This window comes from Planktotalea sp., from assembly GCF_018607965.1.
Classification (GTDB): Bacteria; Pseudomonadota; Alphaproteobacteria; order Rhodobacterales; family Rhodobacteraceae; genus Planktotalea.
Window position 1 is genome coordinate 19481 of sequence record NZ_JABBAM010000065.1, and the last position, 23812, is coordinate 43292.

Consider the following 23812-nt stretch of genomic DNA (forward strand, 5'->3'; position numbering starts at 1 on the left):
AAAAACTAAGACAGGACTCTTTTCATGACTACTCGTTTGTCCACGCTCGCAACAATCGCATATTTTGCTCTCGTTAGCGCAGCCTTTGCTCAAGAAACTGCCACGCAAACAGAAACTGCAGATGCGGAACCTGCTGCAGATCAACTTAGTCTTGGCGAAGACACGTCCTCGCCAGAAGTTGGTCAGACGTACGTGCGTGAAACAGAGCAAGACTGGGAAATCCAGTGCGTTCGCACAGAAGATTCCCAGAACGAAGCTTGTCAGATGTATCAACTCCTACAAGATCAAGAGGGAAACTCTGTCGCAGAAGTTATGCTTTTCCGTCTGCCCCCCGGTGGCCAAGCGGTGGCTGGTGCGACAGTTATTGTTCCGCTCGAGACAGCCCTGCAAGCGCAGCTTCGTATCGCAGTTGATGGCGCGCAGAGCAAGCGCTACCCATACTCCCTTTGTAACCAAATCGGGTGTTTCGCGCGTATTGGCCTGACAGCGAGTGATTTGAACGGGTTCAAACGTGGTGCAAAAGCAGTTGTTACGATCGTTCCTTTCATCGCGGCTGATCAAAAAATAAATTTGGAAATGTCTTTGAATGGGTTCACCGCCAGCTTCGAAAAGACGACAGCTCCAACAAACTAAATCTACCAACCCGAATTGTAAAAACGCGTCTTTGGGCGCGTTTTTTTATGCGCGCGCGGTTTAAATTTTACGAAGCGCTAGAACCGCATTCAGACCACCAAACGCAAACGCATTGCTGAGAACCACATCTACATTAGTCTCGCGCGCAACATTTGGCACGACGTCCAGCGCGCATTCAGGATCCGCTTCTTCATAGCCAATTGTCGGTGCAATCACACCGTCACGTAACGCCATGATGCAGGCCAGTAGTTCGACAGCACCCGTGCCGCCAATTAAATGACCATGCATCGATTTAGTGGAACTGATCATCAGGGCATCCGCGTGTGGACCAAATACATCAGCTACAGCCGCACATTCGGTTTTGTCATTCGCCACCGTGCCTGTGCCATGTGCGTTGATGTAACCGACCTCGCTGCGATCAATTTTTGCATCAGTAAGAGCACCAGAAATCGCACGTGCAGCCCCTTGTTTGGAGGGCATCACGATATCAGCGGCATCTGAGGACATGGCAAAGCCAGCGACTTCACATAGAATATCTGCGCCACGCGCTTTGGCGTGCTCCATCTCTTCAAATACGAAAACGCTCGCGCCTTCGCCCTGAACCATGCCATTGCGATTTGCACTAAAAGGTCGACACGCGTCTTTTGACATGACGCGCAATCCTTCCCATGCCTTAACGCCACCAAAGCACAACATGCTCTCGGATCCGCCCGTGACCATGACTTCGGCCATGCCCGTTCGGATCATAGTAAAGGCTTGTGACATCGCATGGTTTGAAGATGCGCAGGCTGTTGAAACGGTAAAACTTGGACCTTTTAGGTTATGCTGCATCGACACATGGCTACAGGCCGCGTTGTTCATGAGCTTTGGAACAACAAAGGGATGCACGCGGTTCTTACCGTCCTCATAGACGGAACGATAATTGTCATCCCACGTACTGACACCACCACCAGCGGTCCCGAGAACCACACCGGAGCGCGCAGACAACTCACCTGTGAACTCTAACCCCGATTGTTTGACCGCCTCGTCCGCGGCACAAAGAGTGAACTGGGTAAAGCGATCATACAGCGTCATTTGCTGGCGGTTAAAGAGCCCTTCGGCCTCAAAGCCTTTAACTAGACCGCCAATTTGAATGGATAACCTCTCAACGTCGCGAAACTCTAACGGGCCAATTCCACACTTGCCTTCGCGCATGGCTTCCATGGTCGCAGCAACAGATTGACCAAGCGCGTTGATCGTCCCTGCCCCTGTGATGACAACGCGTCTCACAGTTTCGCAGCGACCAAAGCTTCGATGCCAGAAACGATGGTATCGACGCTAGAAATGTCAAAGTCGCTTTTTTCTGGTTCGTTGGCATTGAACGGGATCGTCACATCAAACTCTTCTTCAATCGCAAAGATGCTTTCAACCAACCCAAGACTGTCGATGCCAAGGCTTTCCAAGGTGCTGTCACCGCTGACGTCAGACACGTCCAACATCGCTTGTTCAGCAATAATTTCAAAGATTTTGTCGCGAATGCTCATGGCCGATCCTTTTGTGCCAAATGCCTATGCGTTGATTTAGTCGTTGCTGGTGTCCTTGGGAACACCTTTTTTCATGGCTGCGACATCAGTGAATAAGCGCGGCAAGCGACGCAAAAGTTTGTGCAACTCGATCTGCTTGTCCATTTTCGCTGCCGGATAGCCCAACATGACACGTCCTGCTGGGACGTTAGATAGCACTTTGGTTGCGCCGCCTGTGATTACATTGTCGCCAATGAACACATTGTCACTAACCCCTGTTTGACCCCCCAGAACTACGTTGTTGCCAACACGCGTAGATCCCGCGATACCCACCTGCGCGCAAATCATGCAGTCATTCCCGATGACGACGTTGTGACCAATTTGGGCAAGGTTATCGATCTTGCACCCATTGCCGATGATCGTGTCGCGTACGTTGCCGCGATCCACACAAGAATTCGCGCCCATCTCGACATCGTCACCGATTTGAACCGAGCCAAGCGAATGAATGCGGGTCCAGCTTTGCGCTTTGGTTTCGCCTTGGTCGCCCAAGCTATCACGCACGCGTTCAACCGCGCCCTCTTCTGGCGTCACAAAGGAAAAGCCATCGCCCCCAACCGCAACACCAGGTTGTGCGATGTAGTGCGCGCCGATGCGTACACGTGGTCCGATCTTGACGCCTTCGCGCAGCGTCGCGTTTTCACCAATTTGCACATCACGCCCAATGAAAACCTGCGCACCAATGCGGCTATCTGCGCCAATACGTGCGCCCGCCTCGATCACGCTTAGTGGGCCAACGCTGACCCCGTCCCCCAACGTGGCTGTCGGATCAATAACAGCGGATGGATGAACACCAACAGACGCAATAATGTCAGGGTCCATCATCGCGCTCAGACCCGCCATAGCAAAGCGTGGACGCGGCGTTAGAATAGCAGCTTTCAATCCAAAATTTTCCCAGTCGGCCCCCTCCCATAGCATCGCGGCTTGGGCACCACCTTCGGGTAAAGCGGCTGCAAAACTTGGCTTCATCGCAATCGCGAGCTGATCTGCAGACGCCATCGCAGGTTCTGCGACAGAGCTGATCGACAGGGTCGTGTCACCAACAGCGCGCGCGCCCAGTGCCTTTGCAATTTGCTCAATTGTATACGTCATATCTGCCCTCGGCAAAATCTTTGGCGTGTTGTATTTGATTACGCCCAACTAGGCAAATCAGCCCGGTCGTTGACGCGCTCCAATACAGAAAAAGCCGAGGTTTCCCCCGGCTTCCCCTCTAAATAACTGTTTTAAAACTTAGCCACCAATTGCGCGCAATTGAACGCCCGCTTTTACCAACGCCGAGAAAATCTTGGCATCACGGCCATAGATATCGCGACGGAAATTCGTGCGCCCATCAGCGGTTACGAAGGCTGTACGATACACGATATGCACAGGCACGGGCGCTTTTAGATTAACGCGGCTTTCAGCACCTGTTGCCAGTTTGGCTTTGAAAAAGCCCTGCGGATCATTGGTCTGCTTTGCAAGCAGCGCGTAGGCAAAATCGAACGGCTGGTGTAAGCGAATGCAGCCATGTGAATAGGCGCGGGATTCGCGGCTAAAGAGGTTTTTGGCTGGTGTGTCATGAAGGTAGATGTTGTGACGGTTCGGAAAAATGAACTTCACAAGACCCAAGGCATTTCCACGGCTCGGAGGTTGCTTCAGGCTGTATGGGAACGTCTTGGCCGTATACGCCCCAAAGTTCGCTGCTGAACGCGAAACCTTGCGACCACGGCTGTCGATCACTTCCAAATGACTAACCGCATTCGGGTTGCGCTGCATCAACGGCAAATACTCTTTCGTCGTTATCGACCGCGGTACAAACCAAGATGGGTTTATAATCATGTATTCCATGACATCAGAAAATTCAGGACTGCGGCGATCAGAGACGTTCTTGCCAATGACAGAGCGCGTTTTGAACGTTTCTTTGCTATTGTCGATGATTGCAGCTGTAAAATCCGTCAGGTTCACCCAAATATGGCGATCCCCACGTGGACGGTTCATCCAGCGTTCCCGCTCCATCGCGACCATAACGGCCTGTAGATGGGACTCAATCGGACGGTTGATTTCAGCCATTGTTCCTGGACCGGCGACGCCGTCAGGGTTCAAGCCGCGTGTCAGCTGGAATTGCTGCATAGCGGATTGCATTGCGGCATCATAGGTTTGCGAAGACGAGCGCTTGAGAAAACTCATCGCTTGCAAACGATTGCGCATAATTACGACTGAATTACCCGACTGACCCGGCTTCAAAGACTTTGAAGGGACCTTTTGACCCCAACCGCCCTGACCCAGTTGACGCTCCATCATAAGCTTGGTTTTCATCAAACGTGCATATTCTGGTGCGGTCGGCGCAAGCGCTTTAAAGAAACGCTTTGGCGAAGATTTGGTGAAATTTGTTAGATAAGAAACGCGATCACGGTAGGGCACTTGGCGCACGATTTCGCTGTCCACTTTCGCAGGAACCAAGGCACCGGTCTGAAGATCACGGGCATATTGCAAGAAGATGCGGCTCATCTCAACTTCTACAGCACCGCGTGCGCGCGAATTGTTGGCCTGCTTCAAGAGCGCCTTCAATTGCTTTGGGTTATAGCGGCTGACCGGAAGTCCATGATCGGCTGCATTCGTAACAGCGTTCAAAAGCGCGTCCCGACGCTGGCGGTCTTTAGCACCGCGACCCGTCCAGATGGATTTGTATTTATTGGCCTGATAAAATGCAGCAATGCCCTTATCTTTGGCTGCGGCTTCTGCAACGGCCTGTTTAAAGGCTGTGACCTGCGCTGTTGCGGGCGAAGCGCCCAGATTAAAGATGGAAAGCGCGAGCATTACAAAAAGTGCTCTAAAAGAAAAAACTGTCTGACTGCGAAGCGTTTGCATCGTTGTCCCCCGAAAATACTAAATGTGGCGCGCTGGCAGAACGCTTTGTCATGATGTGGTTAGTCTTCTATCGCCCCCTCGCGTGTCCACTCACATTTACGAATGTTCGCTACAAAAGACACCGTGTGGTGCAGGTCTGCACCGAATACGTGCGTCAGCTAGCGCCAATTGCCCTAGCTTAATGATATATTTATCTATTTAAGCAAAAAAATGCCGAAATTGGTTGTCAAACAGGCCTCAGAAAAATCAAGGCTTGGTTGGCGATTCGATATGTGTAATAGAAATCGCATTGCGGGGAAGAATAGGCAGAGCGTCTGTAACATCAGATGCGAACAGGTAAGAACGGGACGAACTTACTATGGCAAACGATACTAGTACCGGCGTAACACGTCGTGGCCTGCTTCGTGCATTTGCAGCCACAGCAGTTGTAGCAGCTCCATCCTACGCAAACGCCGCAGGTTTTCTGCGCGGTGGCGGAGATATTCGCCGTATCAAGATGTACTCAGGCCGGACGGGCGAGCGCATCGACATGATTTATTGGATCGAAGGTAAATACATCAAAGAAGCGGTTCAGGAAGTGCACCACTTCATGCGCGACTGGCGCACAAACGATGTCAAGTTTATCGATCTACGCACCATCGACGTGATGGCAGCGGCACATAATCTGCTGGATTCAAACGAACCTTACATGTTGCTGTCTGGCTATCGCAGCCCGAAAACGAACAACATGTTGCGCTCGCGCTCAAAAGGCGTTGCAAAGAATTCCTTGCACATGAAGGGACAGGCAGCTGATTTGCGCCTCTCGTCCCGCTCCGTGAGCCAGGTTTCACGTGCTGCGTCTGCTTGCAAAGGCGGCGGTGTAGGTCGCTACTCTGGATCAAACTTTGTGCACATGGATTGCGGACCTGTGCGCGTTTGGGGTCGCTAGCCCCCCCTTCCTAAATTCCATTTTTCGAAAGCCCGGATTTTTATCTGGGCTTTTTTGTGCGATCAGATGTTTAACCAACGGCTTCTGGCGTGACCACGTAAGTGTGGATCGAAAACAATATCGCATCCGATTTTGGCAATCGAATAAGGCTTTGGCGCTCGGCGCGTTGATATTTCACGACACCTTGAACGGGATCATGACTGAAATCCTTCTCGGAGCGAGGTTGAAATAACTCAGGCCCCGCATGACCATAATTGAACCGCCACAGCGGACGTCCAACTTTCACACCATCACATAGGCGCTGCACACGGCGTGCGATGTCAGCGTTATATTCATCGACTGGTGCATGAATGCGCCCCATGGGGTGACCAAGCTTTTCACTTAAGGTCCAAAGCGATGGAAAACAAAGGATCGCGGCACTTAAGATATGTTCGTCCTTGCAGTTTGGCTTTTGCAAAATACACATATCTTCTTGAACAAGCGCGCCCATGACGATCAAAGGATCGTCTGTCAGCGAGACAACGCGCCCGTCGGGGCACCACATTTCTGTGGGCTCATGCGAAAACCCGTCCTTTTTCCGCGCATATTCAACAACGAGGTCTTTCGCTTCATGGCACGCCTCTTCTGCACACTCCATCTGCGCACAGACCGCGCCGCGACGCGTTTCCATCAATCGCAATCGCTCATTCATTTGGGCCGCATAAACATCGTCCACATGTAACCAGTCAGCCATTTTCAAAGGCTGCACACCCGGCAAAGCTCGTTCAACGCGCATGTCTTCGGGTAGTACGGACTGGCAAATCAGTTTCATAAGAACAGACCTAGCAAAGCCTGTGCATAACGTCACGCATCCTTGAAGATGGTCGGGAAAACTGGGGGAATGCTTGAAAAACGACAATAAAAAACGTCGCAACTATGTATGACCCGACTAAAAACCGCTCCCATTCTCATATAAAAGGGAGGCAGTCACTTGAACCAACATTACCGAGAAGGCCGCAAGATTGATCCAACTCAAGGCGCGACCCTTGGTGATGGCAGCCCGAACGACAATAACCGCATTGAAATCGGACCAACCCAGCTTGCCTTTGGCGAATGGAAAGCTGCAGGATTGACGCTGCCCAACCTCGCAAACATGCGTGAATATCGCTGGAAACGTCTGACCCAACATATCATAGACCGCGGGTATGGTGGGTTGTTGATGTTCGACCCGCTCAACATTCGGTATGCGACCGACAGCACAAACATGCAGCTGTGGAACACCCACAACCCGTTCCGCGCAGTCCTGTTGTGTGCGGATGGGTACATGGTGATTTGGGACTACAAGAATTCACCCTTCCTGAGCACGTTCAATCCTTTGGTGCGTGAACAACGCTCTGGGGCAGATCTGTTTTACTTCGATCGTGGCGATAAGATCGACGTGCAAGCAGATGTTCTCTCTAATGAAATTCGCATTTTGCTTGCCGAGCATGGTAGCGGTGACACACGCCTTGCCGTTGATAAGATCATGCTGCACGGTCTACGCGCCCTAGAGGCCCAAGGTTTGACAATCATGGACGGCGAAGAAGTGACCGAGAAATCCCGTTCAATCAAAGGACCTGACGAAATTCTTGCGATGCGCTGTGCTTCGCATGCGTGCGAAACCGCCTGCGCAGAGATGGAAGTCTTCGCGCGCAGCGCTGTACCAAATGGAAATGTATCAGAAGACGAAATCTGGGCTGTCCTTCATAGCGAAAACATCAAGCGTGGTGGGGAATGGATCGAAACCCGCCTTCTCGCCTCTGGTCAACGTACAAACCCGTGGTTCCAAGAATGCGGCCCACGGATTGTTCAAAACAACGAGATCGTCGCCTTTGATACGGATTTGATCGGATCTTATGGCATTTGCGTTGATATCTCACGCACTTGGTGGATTGGTGATCAAAAACCCAAACCTGAGATGATTGAAACGATGCAGCACTCACATGACTTTATCATGCACAACATGTCATTGTTGAAGCCGGGGATCATGATTACAGACCTGATTGATCAATGTATGCAACACCCTAAAAAGTATCGAGATCAGCAATATGGCTGCATGATGCATGGCGTAGGATTGTGTGATGAATGGCCTTTGATTGCGCATAAATCACACTATGTGCCCGGGTCCTTCGAGTATCCCTTGGAACCAGGAATGGTCCTTTGTGTTGAAGCCGCGTGCGGTGAAGTCGGGGGCGAATATTCGATCAAATTAGAGGATCAGGTTTTGATTACAGAGGATGGTTATGAAAATTTGACAAAATATCCCTTCGATGACGCGTTGATGGGACGATAGATCACCTCCGCGCGACTCCGCTGTAACATATCTTCACACTCCGGCAGAAAAGGCCCACCCTAGGGACAACGCTAGGAGACTGCCCATGCCTACAGAACGTTTGGCTTTTCCCGGCCACTCCGGCCATGATTTAGCTGCGCGTCTTGATCTGCCTGATGGGCCACATTTGGCAACTGCTCTTTTTGCCCATTGCTTTACGTGTTCCAAGGACATTCCAGCGGCACGCCGCATTGCGCAGCGCCTTGCCGACCAAGGCATTGCGGTGCTGCGGTTTGACTTCACAGGTCTTGGCCATTCGCTGGGTGAATTCGCCAATACCACATTTACCTCTAACGTTGACGACTTAAAGGCCGCGGCTGACATGCTGGCATCACGCGGCATGGCACCGTCCCTGCTTATTGGTCACTCACTCGGCGGCGCTGCGGTTTTGAAACTTACCCCCGAATTGGAAGGTGTCAAAGCCGTTGTGACGCTTGGTGCGCCGTTTGATCCAGATCATTTGACCCATAACTTTGGCGGAGCACTGGATGAAATCCAAAAGACGGGCAAAGCTGCGGTAAACCTTGGCGGACGTCCTGTCACAATCGGCAAAGCGTTTGTCGAAGATATCAGTGGTGCTTCTTTAAAACCCGCGTTGGCCGCGTCCAAAGCCGCGATTTTGGTGATGCACGCCCCGCTTGATTCCATCGTTGGCATCGAAAACGCTACCAATATTTTCGTGGCGGTCAATCACCCAAAAAGCTTTGTGACTTTGGATGATGCAGACCATTTGATCACCGATGCGGATGATGCGTCCTACGCGGCGGACGTGATTGTATCATGGAGTGCACGCTATCTAAAGCTGCCCAAAGCGGCCCCACCGATCGGGACCCCCGAGGGGATTGTGCGCGTGCGCGAAGCAGATGCACGTGGCTTCCTGCAGGACGTTTATAGCGGGTCTAATCACCATACTGTGGCGGACGAACCCCTCGCCTATGGCGGCACCAATCGCGGCATGACGCCTTATGGATACATGACAACCGCGCTTGGGGCTTGTACGTCCATGACAATTCGCATGTACGCACGCTACAAAGGCTGGCCTTTGGACGGCATTTCAGTTGATGTAAACCATGACAAAATGCACGCCCAAGACAGTGGTACATTGGACAAAGTCGATGGTTTCAAACGTGTCATTACGTTGAAGGGCAAGCTTGATGAAAGTCAGCGAAAACGTGTGTTAGAGATTGCGGATAAATGTCCTGTGCACAAAACGATTGAGCACAGTTCCACAATTGAAACGGTGCTTGTTTAGGACCGCAGTGACACCAATTCACCCACGAAAAAGGGGTGCAGCACCTGCTACGCCCCTTTTTAAATTCAGGTAGGTGTTTGCTTAACCGCGTGCGCGGCCAACAAGTTTCCATGCCATTGGCAAAATCGCCGCCGCAAGAACCAGCTTCAAAATGTCGCCAATCAAGAACGGTATAAGGCCCCACTGCAAAATCGGCTTGTCCCAGCCGTACAGCATACCAAGCCAGATCAAACCTGGAATATAAATCAACGCGTTACCAAGGAGCATTGCGCCAGCCATCTTGGGAACCGAACGGTCCCATCCAGCGCGCGCCAATGTTCCAAGCATAAGAATGGCAAGAACGTAACCAACCAGATAGCCACCTGTGCCGCCCATCATATAGGTCATGCCAAATTTTTCAGCGGAAGATCCAGCAAACACGTCAAAACCAAGTGCGCCGATGATCATGTATCCCAGGATCGTCATCAGACCCAAGCGTGCGCCATATGCAGCGCCCATTGTCAGAACGGCAAACGTGCCCATTGTGATGGGAACAGGCCACATTGGCACCTTGATTTTGGCAGCAATCGCAAGAAAAGCGATGCCAGCAACGACCAAGGCCGCCTTCTTTGCCAGCAAAAGTGTACCCTCTTGCGGCGCGATCACTTCGCTTAGGACTTTGTTATCTAAGGACAGGTTCATCTGGTTTCTCCAGCCGTATTGCGTTGCCCTGTATCTTTCCTGCCAATTTGCGAAGTGCAAGTGCAAAGTTGCAAATATTGCGTGCAAATCGGCGAAAACAGGCCTTTACGCCCTGCTAAACATGCTGTGCATAACGTAATTTTTACGCGGTCCCGTCACACGCCACGTGCTTTTCCATTGTGGGAAGTCTGTGAAATCGTAGATCACATCATACTGATCAGGATCACACCAATGCGCGGCTTGAGTTTGTCCTGATAGGGTCAAACGGTGAAAAAACCGTTCATCCGAGAAGAATATATCAAACCCATTTTCGTCGGGTCGCCACAAATACTGGCGCTCCGCCATCATCGGTTTGCTCCCTGCCATCGTAAGCGTTCCAACTTCCGCATAAATCCAATGAGGAATATTGCGCGAAATCGACGCTGTTCCGGCAAAAACAGCCCCACTCTGGCTGAGCACGTCGTCAATCGTGCGCTCTATCTGCCAATGGCCCAGAAAATTAGACGTCGACACCGTCATCTACTTCCCATCCCACGCTTCCTGTGCGCCGCGCCGCCCCGATTGTGAACGAAAATCGCAAGCGTTTCTAAGATAGGTACACCACTCATATTCGCTCCTTGCTTGAACCACATACGCGCGCAGATTAAGAGAGCGCAACACAAGCTTAAAGTCACAAAAGGACAGGCGCACATGATCCCTCGTTATTCTCGCCCCGAAATGGTTGCCATCTGGTCACCCGAAACAAAGTTCCGCATTTGGTACGAGATTGAGGCACATGCCTGTGACGCGATGGCTGATCTGGGCGTGATCCCGCGTGAGAATGCCGAAGCCGTCTGGAAAGCCAAAGACGTCGAGTTCGATGTTGCACGCATTGATGAAATTGAAGCCGTCACCAAACATGACGTGATCGCCTTCCTAACGCATCTCGCAGAGCACGTCGGCAGCGAAGAAGCCCGCTTTGTGCATCAGGGCATGACCAGTTCCGACGTTTTGGACACATGTTTCAATGTCCAACTTGTGCGCGCTGCCGATATTTTGATCGAGGACACCAAAGGTTTGCTTGCCGCGCTCAAGCGTCGCGCGATTGAACACAAAGACACGATCCGCATTGGTCGCAGCCATGGTATCCACGCAGAACCCACAACAATGGGCCTAACGTTCGCACGTTTTTACGCTGAAATGGATCGTAACCTCGCGCGCCTGAAAACAGCACGCGCCGAAATTTCAACAGGTGCGATTTCTGGTGCGGTCGGCACGTTTGCCAATATCGACCCCGCGGTAGAAGAGCACGTTTGCAAACAACTGGATCTGTCCCCTGAACCTATTTCAACACAGGTTATTCCACGCGATCGCCACGCTGCGTTCTTTGCAGCCCTTGGTGTCGTCGCCTCCTCCATTGAAAACGTCTCTACAGAAATTCGCCATATGCAGCGGACTGAAGTTCTGGAAGCGGCTGAATTTTTCTCAATGGGTCAAAAGGGATCGTCCGCGATGCCGCACAAGAAGAACCCCGTTTTGACGGAAAACCTTACAGGTTTGGCGCGTTTGGTTCGGATGGTTGTCGTACCGGCGATGGAAAACGTAGCACTGTGGCACGAACGAGATATTTCGCACAGCTCGGTTGAGCGTAACATCGGCCCTGATGCGACGATCACACTGGATTTCGCGCTCGCGCGTTTGACGTCTGTCATTGATAAGTTGCTGATCTACCCAGACAATATGATGGCGAACATGAACAAGTTCCCTGGCCTTGTGATGAGCCAACGGGTTCTGCTGGCGCTGACACAAGCGGGTGTGAACCGTGAAGATGCCTATAAAATGGTGCAACGCAATGCTCTGAAAGTCTGGGAAACGGAATGTGATTTCAAGTCTGAGTTGCTGGCCGACGAGGATGTTGTCAAAGCGCTCGGCACCGAGGGTATCGAAGAGAAATTCGATCTTGGCTATCACACCAAACACGTCGACACGATATTTAAGCGCGTTTTTGGATAGATCCCAAAGATCGAGAAAAAGAGTGTTGGCTGAATAACTTTAAAAGCTGTTCAGCCAATGTTCATGGTTTTGGCTCATAAGTTGGGGGAACGAGCAGCAAGATAGTTAACCCCCATGCAATTAGGCCAGATTAGCCCCGTAAAAGCCGCGTCAGCACCTGTGGCACGCAAAATAAATTCAGCTGAAAAAGCGGCGATTGTCGTACGTTTCTTGATGGCCGAGGGCGCGAATGTCCCAATTGATAGCTTGCCCGAAAATCTACAAGCAGAACTCACCCAGCAAATGGGAAGCCTGCGGCTCATAGATCGAACAACACTTATTCAAGTCGTCGAGGAATTTGCGAATGAACTTGAACAAACCGGCCTGACATTTCCAGCGGGAATTGCCGGTGCCTTAAGTGAAATGGATGGTGAAATTAGTGCAAATGCTGCGGTTCAAATTCGCAAACGGACAGGTGTGCGCGCAAGCGGCGATCCATGGGAACGTTTACGTACGCTAGAACCTGAAAAGCTATTGCCACTTATTGAGGAAGAAAGCATCGAAGTTGCAGCCGTCTTACTGTTTAAAATTGATGTTAAGAAAGCCGCACAAATGTTAGGACAAATGCCCGGCGAACGTGCGCGGCGCATCACATATGCGATCTCCCTCACAAACTCGGTCACGCCTGATGCTGTTGAACGAATCGGGCTTGCCCTGACGACCCAGCTTGGAGACGAACCCGTGCGTGCCTTTACGAACCCACCAGTGGACCGACTGGGCGCTATCTTTAATTCCTCACGAAGTGCCACGCGCGATGATCTTTTAGAGGGGCTCGATTCCCAAGATCAGGAATTCGCGACCAAAGTTCGAAAGGCAATCTTCACTTTTAAACATATTGCGACGCGCATCGACGCGCGTGATATCGCGGCTGTGCTACGCGGTGTAGACAACGCCACTTTGATTACTGCTTTGGCAGGTGCGACTGTCAGCCCGCTAAAAGAGTCTGCTGATTTCATTCTCTCGAATATGTCCAGTCGAATAGCCGATCAAATACGCGAGGCCGTTCAAGAACGTGGAACCGTGAGCGATGAAGGTGGCGAGAACGCGATGTCGGATGTCGTCGCGAATGCACGAGAACTAGCACAAAACGGGGAAATTTTGTTGATTGAAAGTGTTGATGCCTAACCAAGCTTGGCCTGCCTAGACAGCCGTGGTGGACTTCGCTAACCTTTTCACATGAACATTAAAAAAAATGGCCATCGTTGGCATGATATGGGCGGGCAAGATGCTGGTGCGGTACCGCAAAACCAGCATGATTTTTCGCTTTGGGAAAAACGTGTCGACGCGCTGATGATAGTGGCCAGCTCAAAGGGCTATTTCACAGTCGATGGATTGCGTCGATCCCTTGAAGATATGGGGGAATATGCCTTTGAAAACATGAGTTATTATGAGCGTTGGATTGCCTCAATCAATCAAAACCTGATCGAAAGTGGCACCTACACGTTAGAAGAGTTGGGTGCAAAAATGGCACAGGTCCAAAAGCGCGGCGAAACCTATGGAGAAGCAAATCTTGGGTAGCGGTCTTTTCGCAGCAGGTGCACCCGTTCGCATTCGCAAATTAATGCCACCAGGCCACGTGCGCGCGCCCGCCTACATCCGCGGCAAACACGGCACCGTTGAGCGTGTGATTGCGCCCTTTAAAAACCCCGAACAGCTTGCTTATGGATTGCCTGCCGCAGAACAAATGCTCTATCGCGTACGCTTTTCTGCCACGGAACTTTGGGGCGATCAGGCCGAAAACCCACGCGACTTTATCGAAGCTGAAGTCTACGCCCATTGGATCGAACCGCAGGACCCAACCCATGCCACATGATCATCACGACCACCTTTCGCCTTCGGGCCATCCTTACCGCGCCGATGACGATACGCCTTTAAGCTATTGGCAAACGATGGAAATTGCGGTGCGTGAGTTGCTTGTTGAAAAGAATGTAACAACGCCTGAAGAAATTAATGCGCAAATTGATAAAATGGATGCGCGTAGTCCCGCGATTGGCGCCGCGGTAGTTGCACGAGCATGGGTTGATCCGGACTTCAAGCAACGTCTTTTAAAAGATGGATCTGCGGCCAGTCTCGAGATGGGTTTTGATGTCGGCCCCATGCATTTGATTGCCGTTGAAAACACACAAGATACCCACAATATCATCGTGTGTACCCTGTGTTCATGTTACCCTCGCAACTTGCTGGGCCTACCGCCGGATTGGTATAAATCGCGCGCATATCGCTCTCGAACGGTGAAAGAACCCCGCAAAGTTCTGAGTGAGTTCGGTGTCACGCTAGGCGAAAACGTCACGGTGCGGGTCCACGACAGCACCGCTGACATGCGCTACGTCGTACTCCCTGCACGCCCGAAAGATACTGACGGGCTAAGCGAAGCAGAACTCGCAAGTTTGGTAACACGCGACTCGATGATCGGAACAGGCGTCGCGCGTAATCCTTCGACTTGAGGCTCGCCAACATGCACAGTAAGTCGGCTGAATGAAGCAAGTCTCACAGTATATCACGAACATATTTCTACGTAGCCTTATAGGGCTGGCGTTGTTGCTCCCTTATGCGCAACGTGTGCGAATAATGGGGTGGCTTGTCGAAAACATCGTATCGCCGCTTGCAGGGTACCCAAAACGCATCCGTGCAAACCTGGCCTATGTGCGACCCGAATTGCCAGTGGCTGAAATCGCGCGTCTTTGTAAAGCAGTGCCCAACAATGCTGGGCGAACTTTGATCGAGCTCTATTCTGGAGAGCAATTCGTAAAGCATGCTGCGGCTGCACCAATATCAGGTCCTGGATATGTGGCACTAGAAAAAGCCCGCTCAGATGGACGCGCCGTCATTTTGGTTACAGGACATTTTGGAAATTACGATGTCAGCCGCGCGGCGCTGATTGCCAAAGGGTTCAATATGGGCGCGCTATATCGGAAAATGTCGAACCCGTATTTCAACGCTCACTATGTTCAATCCATCACCACCATTGGCACACCAATGTTTGAACAAGGACGCAAAGGCATGTCGCAGATGGTGCGTCACATCAAGTCTGGTGGCATTCTAGGAATTTTAACCGACTTGCATGCGCATGGCGGCACACATTTAAATTTCTTTGGTAAGCCAGCGATCACGTCTTTGATTACTGCAGAACTTGCGTTGAAGTACAACGCAGCCCTGATCCCCATTTATGCGCGACGCCAAGACAATGGATTAGATTTCGATATCATCGTTCAGGCGGAAATCCCGCATAGCGACGCCGAAACAATGACCCAAGCCGTGAATGACGGCTTAGAGGCGCTTATCCGCGAGAACATGCATCAATGGTTTTGGATCCATCGGCGCTGGAAGAATACGTAAATTTAATTTACGACGGCTGCAGCTTCGATCGCCCCATGACCTGCGCGTTGAATGAGCACGACCATCGGGCCTGATCCGGCCTTTGCGGCTATTGATAAAGGTGTGCGGGCATCCCATTTTTTAACCGTTTGGAAATTTGACACAACGTTCACGTAAGTGATCGTTTTTCCCGCATTTTCGCCACGTTTGATCTTGGTTGTGCGCTTGCCGGTGAAACTTACCAGTTTGATCTCATATTTTGCAGCACGGCGCGCTGTTGCCACAACCGTGATCAAGCCATTAGAGCGTGCAACTTTGATCGCGACGTCTTTCTGAGAGGCCGAGTGTTTCGCAATTAAATCAGCAACATCCATCGGATGCGTGCCAACAACTGAATCGACGCCACCGATTATCATTTGCGGTGTAAAAACAGACCGACGTCCCCCTGCCGCCGCGTAGGACCGTTGGCGCGCTGCGTTTTCAGGGCGCCCAAATTCATCTTTCCAACCGATATAATCCCAGTAATCCACGTGCATTGAAAGGGCGATCACGTCACCACGCGCTGCAAGCTTATGCATCAACGCATCCGCAGGTGGGCACGACGAACATCCTTGTGACGTAAACAACTCAATCACAACCGGCTGGTTTTGCGCATGAACTGCAGCGCCCCAGCTCGTTACCAAAGTAACCCAAAGGGCAGTGATCCAAAGTGTTGGCGTTTTCATCAAGCTAGGTCCGGTTGTTATTTCTGGTGTTTCATCGGTGATAGGCCCAAGCTGTTGTAATGACCAATCACCCTTTTGCGAGTTAAAGTAGTAAAGCATAAAAACCTTGTTTCAAATTGCGCGCATTAATTGTGTGCAATGGTATACAATTTGCCGCATCCCCCTTGATTGCATCGTGAACATAGGGCAAATAGCGCGCAACCACACTGAATTTTGCACCATTCAACAGGAGGCATCCCATGCCCATTACAGTCGGTCAGGACACCAGCAAGACACGCAAAACCCTAAAGGTTGGCGGATCTTCTATTTCGTACTACTCGATTCCAGCTGCAACCGAAGCGGGCCTTGGTGACTTCTCCAAACTGCCTGCTGCGTTGAAAGTGGTTTTGGAAAACATGCTGCGCTTTGAAGATGGCAAGACTGTTTCAGTCGACGATATCAAAGCATTCGCGACATGGGGTGCGAACGGTGGCAAGAACCCACGCGAGATTGCTTACCGCCCTGCCCGCGTTCTGATGCAGGACTTCACAGGCGTTCCAGCTGTTGTAGACTTGGCTGCGATGCGCGACGGCATCAAGGCGCTTGGCGGTGATCCTCAGAAGATTAACCCGCTGAACCCTGTTGATCTGGTCATCGACCACTCGGTCATGATTGACGAATTCGGCAACCCACGCGCGTTCAAGATGAACGTAGACCGCGAATATGAGCGCAACATGGAACGGTACACCTTCCTGAAATGGGGCCAGTCCGCGTTCTCCAACTTCCGCGTTGTTCCTCCGGGCACAGGTATTTGCCATCAGGTGAACCTTGAGTATCTTTCTCAGACTGTGTGGACAGACGTTGACCAAAACGGCGAAGAAGTTGCCTACCCTGACACGCTTGTTGGGACAGACAGCCACACTACTATGGTAAACGGTGCTGCGGTTCTTGGTTGGGGCGTCGGTGGTATCGAGGCCGAAGCATCCATGCTGGGTCAGCCAATTTCCATGCTGATCCCAGAAGTCATCGGTTTCGAGCTGACAGGCGCGATGATGGAAGGCACGACTGGTACGGACCTTGTTCTTAAGGTTGTTGAAATGCTGCGTGCCAAAGGAGTTGTTGGCAAGTTCGTAGAATTCTACGGCAAGGGCCTCGACACGCTACCGCTCGCGGATCGTGCAACAATCGCCAACATGGCACCAGAGTATGGCGCAACATGTGGCTTCTTCCCAATCGACAATGAAACACTTCGTTACCTGCGCACAACAGGTCGTGAAGAGGACCGTATCGCATTGGTTGAAGCCTACGCAAAAGAGAACGGTTTCTGGCGCGGCGACAACTATGCACCTGTTTACACGGACACACTGTCCCTCGACATGGGCACAATCGTTCCTGCGATTTCCGGCCCCAAGCGCCCACAAGACTACGTGGCTTTGACTGGCGCGAAAGAAGCCTTCGCACACGAAATGGAAGAGACGTTCAAACGTCCCATGGGCAAAGAAGTCGCTGTTGCGGGTGAAGACTACACGATGGAATCCGGCAAGGTTGTGATCGCGTCGATCACCTCATGTACCAACACATCCAACCCCTATGTGATGATCGGCGCGGGCCTTGTTGCGCGCAAAGCCGCAGCACTGGGTCTGAACCGCAAACCTTGGGTCAAAACATCCCTCGCGCCCGGCTCCCAAGTTGTGACCGCCTATCTTGAAGCTGCAAATCTTCAGGTTGATCTGGACGCGCTTGGCTTTAACCTCGTTGGTTATGGTTGCACGACTTGCATCGGTAACTCTGGCCCACTTCAGCCAGAACTCTCCGCAGCGATTCATGAGGGCGATCTGGTTGCGACCTCCGTTCTTTCCGGAAACCGCAACTTTGAAGGCCGTATCAGCCCTGATGTGCGCGCAAACTATCTTGCGTCGCCTCCCCTTGTCGTTGCGTACGCGCTCGCGGGAACAATGGATATCAACCTTGCAACAGACCCCATCGCGCAGACGCCCGATGGCAAGGATGTGTATTTGAAAGACATCTGGCCCACGACGCAAGAAGTTGCAGAATTGGTCGAGCAAACAGTCACACGCGAAGCGTTCCAGACAAAGTATGCGGACGTGTTCAAGGGTGATGAAAAGTGGCAGGGAGTGTCCGTGCCACAGCAGGAAGTCTACGACTGGCCAGCAACGTCGACCTACATCCAGAACCCACCCTACTTCCAAGGGATGAGCCAAGAACCTGGCGTGATCACCAACATCGATGGTGCAAAAGTTCTTGCACTATTGGGTGATATGATCACGACCGACCACATTTCCCCTGCTGGTGGATTTGCGGAAAGCTCACCTGCGGGTCAGTATCTCGTGGATCGCCAAGTGCCTGTACGAGAGTTCAACTCCTACGGATCACGTCGCGGTAACCACGAAGTCATGATGCGCGGCACATTCGCCAACATTCGCATAAAGAACGAGATGCTGGACGGCGTTGAAGGCGGCTACACTAAAGGCCCAGACGGCGCACAGACATCCATCTTTGACGCGGCAATGGCGCATCAAGAAGCTGGCACACCGCTGGTTATCTTTGGTGGTGAACAGTACGGCGCGGGATCCTCGCGTGACTGGGCAGCCAAAGGTACAGCGCTTTTGGGTGTAAAGGCCGTGATCGCGGAAAGCTTTGAGCGTATTCACCGTTCCAATCTTGTTGGCATGGGCGTTATTCCTTTTGAGTTTACTGCTGGTGATAGCCGCAGGTCGCTTGGCCTAACGGGTGAAGAAACTGTGTCTATCTCTGGTCTGGACACAATCGAGCCGCTGCAAGAGGTGCCATGCACGATCACAATGGAAGATGGAACAGTGAAACCCATAGCATTGAAGTGCCGCATCGATACAGCGATCGAGATTGAATACATCGAACATGGCGGTGTTCTCCACTACGTTCTTCGTGATCTCGCAGCGTCCTAAGCAACGCTTCATAAAACTCAAAAGGGCTGCCCTCGGGCGGCCCTTTTTCGTTGTGTGCTTGCAGGTTCGCTTAACCTCGGCGCAGTATAGTTTATAAAAATCGTTCTTATCATAGGCGAGGTGTTATGCGTCTCAGGCGGATATCGGCTTTAGCACTGATTTGAGTGCGGATGAGTTTAAGGCCAAGATGACGCGTAGTTCAGTTTCCGAACGCTTTGTCCAGCTCTGGCAAAAACCGTTGTTCATAATCACTGCCAATCAAAGGGCCTGCGAAGCGGTAAAGGATCGTGCCGTCGCCGTCCAAGATGAAGGTTTCAGGCGGCGCAGTGACGCCCCAATCAATGGCTGTGCGCCCTTTGGGATCAAACGCCACACCTTTGAAAGGATTGCCATCATCGTTAAGGTATTTGGTCGCCGCTCCAGCGGTATCTTTAAAATTCACACCAATAATTGCGTGGCTTTCAGCCAGTTCAAGCAGTGTGGGATGCTCTGCACGGCATGGTGGGCACCAGCTGGCCCAGAAGTTCACCAGTGTGACGTCGCCGTTTGCGAGATCGGCTTGGATGACAGGGGGAAAGCTTGAGAGCTCTGCCGCTTTCTCAATTGAAGGGGCTGGCTTGCCAATGAAGACAGATTCCAAATCACCTTTGCCCTCGCGGTACATGCCCAAATAGAACATCACCGCTAACCCTGCGAAAATCGCAGGTGGTGCAATCATAAGCGGCGAAATTTTAGTCATTTCGGCGATCCTCGACATCTTTCAATGCAGCTTTCGCGCGGCGCGACTGAACCACGCTCAAAACAACAATCGCAATGAGAAAAACGATTGACGCGCCATAGGCGCTAAGAACAGAACCAGCGTATTTTCCAAGATCAGGCATCATGCCATGCGCTCCCGTGCGAGGAGTGATTTGGTGCGGCGCACTCGAATTTCTGTGCGCGTACGCAACAAGAGCAACGCGATGAAAAGCAGAACAAAGCCCGCAATGCAGAACAAGAGCGGTTGATAGAAAACATCTGCAACGTTCTTTTCCTTATCCAATGAAAGCGACGCGCCTTGGTGCAGGCCTTGGTTCCAGAAATTGACTGCGTAGCGTGACAGCAGCGCAAACACCGACCCAACAAGGCAAAGGATCGACGTGAGATCAGCAGCCGAATCGTTGTCTTCGATCGCCGCCCAAAGTGCGATGTAGCCAAGATAGAACAGAAACAAGATCAAGAAGGACGTCAGGCGCGGATCCCACGCCCACCATGTGCCCCACATGGGCTGTCCCCAGATCGCACCTGTGATCAAAGCGATCAACGTCATAACAACGCCGATGGGTGCGGCTGCTTTCGCCGCCAAGGCACTAACGTGATGGCGCCGGATAATCCAGACCAGTGAGGTCACCAGCATCATGAGCCATACGTTGATTGCCATGAGGGCCGCAGGAACATGAAGGTAGATGATTTTGACCGTTGATCCTTGGCGAAAATCATCGGGCGTAAAGAAAAAGCCCCAGACCAGACCGACCACAAGGCAAAGACCTGACAGCACTGCCACAACAGGAAGCACACGACCCGAAAGGGCCATGAATTTCACCGGATTTGCGTATTCCCATAAAGACATGGTTTTGATGTATCCCTAAGGCTGGTTGACTTCAATTCACATTAACGAATGTTTACGCGCAGCACTGCTGCAGATGCAAATGGAAGCAAGGCGATGGTGCCAAATGTGATCCCCGCAAGCATCATCAACGGCGTTGTCGAGGACAGCCCTTCGGCGCCGCGCCGGGCGGCTTCGGCACCGTAGATCAATGTGGGAACATAGAGCGGCAGCACCAAGAGCGACAACAACAAGCCACCGCGTTTGATTCCGACTGTAAGTGCTGCACCAAATGTGCCGATCACGCTGAGTGCAGGTGTGCCCAAAAGGAGCGAGAGGACAAGCGGGATGTAACCCGCGCTTGGCAGATTTAGCAGCAATCCGAATAAGGGTGCGGCGATGACCAGTGGTAGCCCCGTGGTCAGCCAATGCGCAAAGGCTTTGATGCTGACAGTTGCTTCCATCGGGAGCGGCGCACAGGCAAGTAGATCCAGTGTGCCATCCTCCCAATCCAGTGCAAGAATGCGATCGAGTGACAGCAGACAGGCGAGCAATGCGCCAAGCCATAAAATACCGGGGGCAATTGTGGAAAGTAGTGCACTTTGCGGGCCGACACCAAAGGGAACCAAGGCAGTCACGATCAAGAAGAACGCGAGGCCAAGACCAAAACCGCCCCCTGCCCGCATAGCCAATTGCAGATCACGGATCAGAAGCGCCTTCACAGAAAACCCTCCATCGCATCATCAAGGGCCAAAGGTGCAAGGGCTTTGAACGGGGTCACATCAAGGATTTCCGCCTCAAGTCCAAGATCGATATGTGTCGCGATCAACGCAATACCACCGCTTGCAAGATGCGCATGAATTGCACCTGCAAACATCGCGACGGCATCTACATCCAAAGACACCGTAGGTTCGTCCAGCACCCAGATAGGGCGGCCCGTCACAAGTAGGCGCGCCAACCCAAGGCGGCGTTTTTGACCCGCAGACAAAGCACCTGCAGGTCGATCCGCAAGGGGTTCAAGGGCGAAGGCATTCAAGGCGGGGGCAATGTCGCGGGTTCCAAAAACCTCTGCCCAGAAAGCAAGATTTTCGCGCACTGTTAGGACTTGCTTGATACCATCGGAATGGGCCGCATAGGCAATGCTGTCTTCAACTGCTTCAATCGTTCCGTCCAGCGCAGGCTGCAACCCAGAAATCGTGCGCAGAAGGGTTGTTTTGCCAATCCCGTTAGGACCACGCAGGATCAAACAACCTCCCGCCTTGATCGTGAAGGACAGCCCTTCGAGGACCGCAATTCCACCGCGTGCAACGCTTAGAGTATGGACGCCAAGCTGCACGTCTCAGGTCTTTGTCACGGGCATCAAGGCCGCTGCGACACGGCGTCCATCATTCACCAGAACGTTGTATGTCCGGCAAGCCGCCGGGGAATTCATCGTTTCAGCCCCAAGACCTGCTTCGTCAAGTTTTTCGCGCAACTCTGCGGGCAGATAGGCAACCTCGTCACCCGTCCCGATAAAGATCACGTCGATCTCATCCGCCATAGCGATCAACGTTTCCGCGTCCTCGTATCCACCCCAAGGGCGCGCACCTGTTGCGGTGACAATCATCGGTGCCCGAATCACTTGTCCTGCAATGCGGAAAAATCCTGGGCCATACCCTTCTACAGGCTGCGCATCATCAAATTCAATCTCAGTCATTCGCATGCAGCACTACCCCCAAATTGGGAGGCCCCGCACAGCGAAGGCCCCGATAATCACATAAGATGTCGTTCTATATAACGTCTCATACCCTAGACGAAAGAGCCATGTGCCAAGTCGTACGCCAAGCATGATGCCAGAGACTGATAGCATGCCTCTAATCTATGGATTTCCCATTAGGATGAAATCAATGAAAACAGGATCACCGTTGGACCCAGTCGTCCGACGGATCCGCTCAACAGGCCTGCTATAGCGCCGACGCCATAAAGGCGATCCACATCAGCCCATCGGTTGCGAGGGCTGATGTGATGAGATCAGGCATCAATATTGGCGAATTGCGTCCCTGCATTCGCATCTGGTCTATTGGTCCAATCGCGTTTCACGCCCAACCACAAAAGGATCGCAGAGGCCACGAAGACCGAAGAATACGTACCAACAATCACGCCCCAGATCATCGCAAAGACGAAGCCACGGATCACGTCACCGCCAAGTACGAACAAAGCAATCAGCGCCAGCAAGGTGGTCACAGATGTCATGAATGTCCGGCTAAGTGTTTCGTTGATCGAAATGTTCAGAACGTCCTTCAGGTCTTTCTTCTTATACTTGCGCAGGTTTTCACGCACGCGGTCAAACACAACCACGGTATCGTTCAAAGAATAGCCAACGATGGTAAGCAAAGCCGCGATAATCGCGAGGTCGAATTTGATCTGAAGTTCGGAAAAGATACCGATGGTCAAGATAACGTCATGCACCAGCGCGGCCACAGCGCCCAAAGCAAACTGCCATTCAAAGCGCAGCCAGATATAGATCAGAACCGCCCCAATCGCGAGGACAACCGCAATGGCCGCTGTCTGGATCAATTCGCCAGAAACCTTGGGGCCAACGGATTCGACGGACACAAATTTGAGATCAGGCGCAATCGCTTGCAGCGCAACTTGCACTCTGGCGATGATGTCTGAATTCACGGCCTCTTGGCCCTCTTGGGTCTGTATGCGGATCATTGCGACGTGTTGATCGACGCCAAAGGTCGGGTCAAAGACTTCTGAAATCGTGATGTCACCCAGTTCCAAAGGCACAATCGCGTCGCGATATGCCCCCACATCAATGGGCGTCGAACTTTCGCTACGTACAGTCGTACCACCTTTAAAATCGATACCGTAGTTCAGACCTTGATAGAGGAACGATCCCAAGCCGATGACCATCATAACCAACGATATGCCGAGCCATGTGCGCGAGCTCGAAAAGAAATCGAATGCTGTGTTTTGCTTGACCAGTCTTAGGCGCAT

At 52.0% G+C, this 23812-nt stretch carries 26 protein-coding genes; 11 read left to right on the plus strand and 15 right to left on the minus strand.

The features are described from left to right. The first annotated feature begins 24 nt into the window (after window positions 1-24). Window positions 25-633 (plus strand): invasion associated locus B family protein, encoded by a 609-nt coding sequence (locus QZ279_RS06435; RefSeq protein WP_293449369.1) that lies wholly within the window; start codon window positions 25-27, stop codon window positions 631-633. 60 nt (window positions 634-693) lie between these two features. On the opposite strand, the gene QZ279_RS06440 is transcribed toward QZ279_RS06435, so the two are convergent. The 4 genes from QZ279_RS06440 to QZ279_RS06455 form a co-directional block, all read right to left on the minus strand. Continuing rightward, window positions 694-1902, minus strand: coding sequence for a beta-ketoacyl-[acyl-carrier-protein] synthase family protein (locus QZ279_RS06440; RefSeq protein WP_293449371.1), 1209 nt, complete (start codon window positions 1900-1902; stop codon window positions 694-696). Then, a complete protein-coding gene (locus QZ279_RS06445) occupies window positions 1899-2156 on the minus strand; it encodes a phosphopantetheine-binding protein (RefSeq protein WP_293449372.1) in 258 nt (85 codons plus the stop codon). Before QZ279_RS06445 ends, QZ279_RS06440 begins: the two co-directional genes overlap by 4 nt. A 36-nt stretch (window positions 2157-2192) precedes the next feature. After that, window positions 2193-3284: a UDP-3-O-(3-hydroxymyristoyl)glucosamine N-acyltransferase gene (lpxD, locus tag QZ279_RS06450; RefSeq protein ID WP_293449373.1), complete on the minus strand. Its 1092-nt coding sequence runs from the start codon at window positions 3282-3284 to the stop codon at window positions 2193-2195. A 138-nt stretch (window positions 3285-3422) separates the two neighbouring features. Further along, entirely contained in the window at window positions 3423-4988 is a 1566-nt protein-coding gene (locus tag QZ279_RS06455; RefSeq protein WP_293449374.1) for a L,D-transpeptidase family protein, read from the minus strand. A gap of 409 nt (window positions 4989-5397) precedes the next feature. On the opposite strand from QZ279_RS06455, the gene QZ279_RS06460 reads away from it, so the two are divergent. Beyond that, window positions 5398-5967 carry a DUF882 domain-containing protein gene (locus tag QZ279_RS06460; protein ID WP_293449375.1) on the plus strand — a complete coding sequence of 190 codons (570 nt, stop codon included), beginning with the start codon at window positions 5398-5400 and terminating at the stop codon, window positions 5965-5967. Window positions 5968-6037: 70 nt separating this feature from the next. Here QZ279_RS06460 and QZ279_RS06465 read toward each other — a convergent pair whose 3' ends face one another. Continuing rightward, window positions 6038-6778 (minus strand): DUF3445 domain-containing protein, encoded by a 741-nt coding sequence (locus tag QZ279_RS06465; RefSeq protein ID WP_293449376.1) that lies wholly within the window; start codon window positions 6776-6778, stop codon window positions 6038-6040. A gap of 159 nt (window positions 6779-6937) precedes the next feature. Here QZ279_RS06465 and dddP point away from each other — a divergent pair, with 159 nt between their 5' ends. Together dddP and QZ279_RS06475 are read left to right on the plus strand one after the other, a co-directional pair. Then, window positions 6938-8278 carry a dimethylsulfonioproprionate lyase DddP gene (gene dddP, locus QZ279_RS06470; RefSeq protein ID WP_293449377.1) on the plus strand — a complete coding sequence of 447 codons (1341 nt, stop codon included), beginning with the start codon at window positions 6938-6940 and terminating at the stop codon, window positions 8276-8278. Between the two features lie 85 nt (window positions 8279-8363). Beyond that, the gene (locus tag QZ279_RS06475) at window positions 8364-9569 is read left to right on the plus strand and encodes an alpha/beta fold hydrolase (protein WP_293449378.1); all 1206 of its coding nucleotides are present in this window, start codon (window positions 8364-8366) and stop codon (window positions 9567-9569) included. An 81-nt stretch (window positions 9570-9650) separates the two neighbouring features. Here the strand turns inward: QZ279_RS06475 and QZ279_RS06480 are convergent, their stop codons facing one another. Together QZ279_RS06480 and QZ279_RS06485 are read right to left on the minus strand one after the other, a co-directional pair. Then, on the minus strand, window positions 9651-10250 hold the full coding sequence (locus QZ279_RS06480; protein WP_293449380.1) for a biotin transporter BioY: 600 nt from the start codon (window positions 10248-10250) through the stop codon (window positions 9651-9653). A 105-nt stretch (window positions 10251-10355) separates the two neighbouring features. Continuing rightward, on the minus strand, window positions 10356-10769 hold the full coding sequence (locus tag QZ279_RS06485; RefSeq protein ID WP_293449382.1) for a DUF6314 family protein: 414 nt from the start codon (window positions 10767-10769) through the stop codon (window positions 10356-10358). A 171-nt stretch (window positions 10770-10940) separates the two neighbouring features. On the opposite strand from QZ279_RS06485, the gene purB reads away from it, so the two are divergent. From purB to QZ279_RS06510, 6 genes are all read left to right on the plus strand, one after another. Continuing rightward, window positions 10941-12242, plus strand: a complete 1302-nt coding sequence (gene purB, locus QZ279_RS06490) for an adenylosuccinate lyase (RefSeq protein ID WP_293449383.1) — start codon at window positions 10941-10943, stop codon at window positions 12240-12242. A gap of 159 nt (window positions 12243-12401) precedes the next feature. Beyond that, window positions 12402-13406 (plus strand): FliG C-terminal domain-containing protein, encoded by a 1005-nt coding sequence (locus tag QZ279_RS06495; RefSeq protein ID WP_366513894.1) that lies wholly within the window; start codon window positions 12402-12404, stop codon window positions 13404-13406. A 51-nt stretch (window positions 13407-13457) separates the two neighbouring features. After that, window positions 13458-13799, plus strand: coding sequence for a ScnB-like protein (locus tag QZ279_RS15705; RefSeq protein ID WP_366513895.1), 342 nt, complete (start codon window positions 13458-13460; stop codon window positions 13797-13799). After that, window positions 13777-14094, plus strand: coding sequence for an SH3-like domain-containing protein (locus tag QZ279_RS15710; RefSeq protein WP_366513896.1), 318 nt, complete (start codon window positions 13777-13779; stop codon window positions 14092-14094). Before QZ279_RS15705 ends, QZ279_RS15710 begins: the two co-directional genes overlap by 23 nt. Next, window positions 14084-14725: a nitrile hydratase subunit alpha gene (gene nthA / locus QZ279_RS06505; RefSeq protein ID WP_293449385.1), complete on the plus strand. Its 642-nt coding sequence runs from the start codon at window positions 14084-14086 to the stop codon at window positions 14723-14725. The genes QZ279_RS15710 and nthA overlap by 11 nt, the downstream gene beginning before the upstream one ends. Before the next feature lie 31 nt (window positions 14726-14756). Beyond that, the gene (locus QZ279_RS06510; RefSeq protein WP_293449386.1) at window positions 14757-15617 is read left to right on the plus strand and encodes a lysophospholipid acyltransferase family protein; all 861 of its coding nucleotides are present in this window, start codon (window positions 14757-14759) and stop codon (window positions 15615-15617) included. Between the two features lie 2 nt (window positions 15618-15619). Here the strand turns inward: QZ279_RS06510 and QZ279_RS06515 are convergent, their stop codons facing one another. After that, a complete protein-coding gene (locus QZ279_RS06515; protein ID WP_293449387.1) occupies window positions 15620-16420 on the minus strand; it encodes a thioredoxin family protein in 801 nt (266 codons plus the stop codon). Between the two features lie 140 nt (window positions 16421-16560). Here QZ279_RS06515 and acnA point away from each other — a divergent pair, with 140 nt between their 5' ends. Next, complete coding sequence (gene acnA / locus QZ279_RS06520; RefSeq protein ID WP_293449388.1) at window positions 16561-19245, plus strand: aconitate hydratase AcnA; 2685 nt, start codon at window positions 16561-16563, stop codon at window positions 19243-19245. Between the two features lie 199 nt (window positions 19246-19444). On the opposite strand, the gene QZ279_RS06525 is transcribed toward acnA, so the two are convergent. The 7 genes from QZ279_RS06525 to secF form a co-directional block, all read right to left on the minus strand. Next, window positions 19445-19984, minus strand: a complete 540-nt coding sequence (locus tag QZ279_RS06525; protein WP_293449389.1) for a DsbE family thiol:disulfide interchange protein — start codon at window positions 19982-19984, stop codon at window positions 19445-19447. Further along, window positions 19977-20129, minus strand: coding sequence for a heme exporter protein CcmD (ccmD, locus tag QZ279_RS06530; protein WP_293449390.1), 153 nt, complete (start codon window positions 20127-20129; stop codon window positions 19977-19979). Before ccmD ends, QZ279_RS06525 begins: the two co-directional genes overlap by 8 nt. Further along, window positions 20126-20854 (minus strand): heme ABC transporter permease, encoded by a 729-nt coding sequence (locus QZ279_RS06535; RefSeq protein ID WP_293449391.1) that lies wholly within the window; start codon window positions 20852-20854, stop codon window positions 20126-20128. Before QZ279_RS06535 ends, ccmD begins: the two co-directional genes overlap by 4 nt. 41 nt (window positions 20855-20895) lie before the next feature. Then, window positions 20896-21552 carry a heme exporter protein CcmB gene (gene ccmB / locus QZ279_RS06540; RefSeq protein WP_293449392.1) on the minus strand — a complete coding sequence of 219 codons (657 nt, stop codon included), beginning with the start codon at window positions 21550-21552 and terminating at the stop codon, window positions 20896-20898. After that, complete coding sequence (ccmA, locus tag QZ279_RS06545) at window positions 21549-22166, minus strand: heme ABC exporter ATP-binding protein CcmA (RefSeq protein WP_293449393.1); 618 nt, start codon at window positions 22164-22166, stop codon at window positions 21549-21551. The genes ccmB and ccmA overlap by 4 nt, the downstream gene beginning before the upstream one ends. A gap of 3 nt (window positions 22167-22169) precedes the next feature. Further along, entirely contained in the window at window positions 22170-22532 is a 363-nt protein-coding gene (locus QZ279_RS06550) for an Mth938-like domain-containing protein (protein WP_293449394.1), read from the minus strand. Window positions 22533-22840: 308 nt separating this feature from the next. Then, a complete protein-coding gene (gene secF, locus QZ279_RS06555) occupies window positions 22841-23812 on the minus strand; it encodes a protein translocase subunit SecF (protein WP_293449395.1) in 972 nt (323 codons plus the stop codon).

Bases quoted from the DNA above. Each gene is read 5' to 3' on its own strand.
- QZ279_RS06550 (WP_293449394.1), bottom strand. From the start codon at position 22,532: ATGCGAATGACTGAGATTGAATTTGATGATGCGCAGCCTGTAGAAGGG.
- QZ279_RS06480 (WP_293449380.1), bottom strand. From the start codon at position 10,250: ATGAACCTGTCCTTAGATAACAAAGTCCTAAGCGAAGTGATCGCGCCG.
- QZ279_RS15705 (WP_366513895.1), top strand. From the start codon at position 13,458: ATGAACATTAAAAAAAATGGCCATCGTTGGCATGATATGGGCGGGCAA.
- QZ279_RS06510 (WP_293449386.1), top strand. From the start codon at position 14,757: ATGAAGCAAGTCTCACAGTATATCACGAACATATTTCTACGTAGCCTT.
- QZ279_RS06445 (WP_293449372.1), bottom strand. From the start codon at position 2,156: ATGAGCATTCGCGACAAAATCTTTGAAATTATTGCTGAACAAGCGATG.
- QZ279_RS06485 (WP_293449382.1), bottom strand. From the start codon at position 10,769: ATGACGGTGTCGACGTCTAATTTTCTGGGCCATTGGCAGATAGAGCGC.
- QZ279_RS06525 (WP_293449389.1), bottom strand. From the start codon at position 19,984: ATGACTAAAATTTCGCCGCTTATGATTGCACCACCTGCGATTTTCGCA.
- QZ279_RS06515 (WP_293449387.1), bottom strand. From the start codon at position 16,420: ATGCTTTACTACTTTAACTCGCAAAAGGGTGATTGGTCATTACAACAG.
- nthA (WP_293449385.1), top strand. From the start codon at position 14,084: ATGCCACATGATCATCACGACCACCTTTCGCCTTCGGGCCATCCTTAC.
- secF (WP_293449395.1), bottom strand. From the start codon at position 23,812: ATGCGCCTAAGACTGGTCAAGCAAAACACAGCATTCGATTTCTTTTCG.
- QZ279_RS06475 (WP_293449378.1), top strand. From the start codon at position 8,364: ATGCCTACAGAACGTTTGGCTTTTCCCGGCCACTCCGGCCATGATTTA.
- QZ279_RS15710 (WP_366513896.1), top strand. From the start codon at position 13,777: ATGGAGAAGCAAATCTTGGGTAGCGGTCTTTTCGCAGCAGGTGCACCC.
- QZ279_RS06435 (WP_293449369.1), top strand. From the start codon at position 25: ATGACTACTCGTTTGTCCACGCTCGCAACAATCGCATATTTTGCTCTC.
- QZ279_RS06455 (WP_293449374.1), bottom strand. From the start codon at position 4,988: ATGCTCGCGCTTTCCATCTTTAATCTGGGCGCTTCGCCCGCAACAGCG.
- QZ279_RS06465 (WP_293449376.1), bottom strand. From the start codon at position 6,778: ATGAAACTGATTTGCCAGTCCGTACTACCCGAAGACATGCGCGTTGAA.
- purB (WP_293449383.1), top strand. From the start codon at position 10,941: ATGATCCCTCGTTATTCTCGCCCCGAAATGGTTGCCATCTGGTCACCC.
- ccmD (WP_293449390.1), bottom strand. From the start codon at position 20,129: ATGATGCCTGATCTTGGAAAATACGCTGGTTCTGTTCTTAGCGCCTAT.
- acnA (WP_293449388.1), top strand. From the start codon at position 16,561: ATGCCCATTACAGTCGGTCAGGACACCAGCAAGACACGCAAAACCCTA.
- QZ279_RS06535 (WP_293449391.1), bottom strand. From the start codon at position 20,854: ATGTCTTTATGGGAATACGCAAATCCGGTGAAATTCATGGCCCTTTCG.
- lpxD (WP_293449373.1), bottom strand. From the start codon at position 3,284: ATGACGTATACAATTGAGCAAATTGCAAAGGCACTGGGCGCGCGCGCT.
- QZ279_RS06460 (WP_293449375.1), top strand. From the start codon at position 5,398: ATGGCAAACGATACTAGTACCGGCGTAACACGTCGTGGCCTGCTTCGT.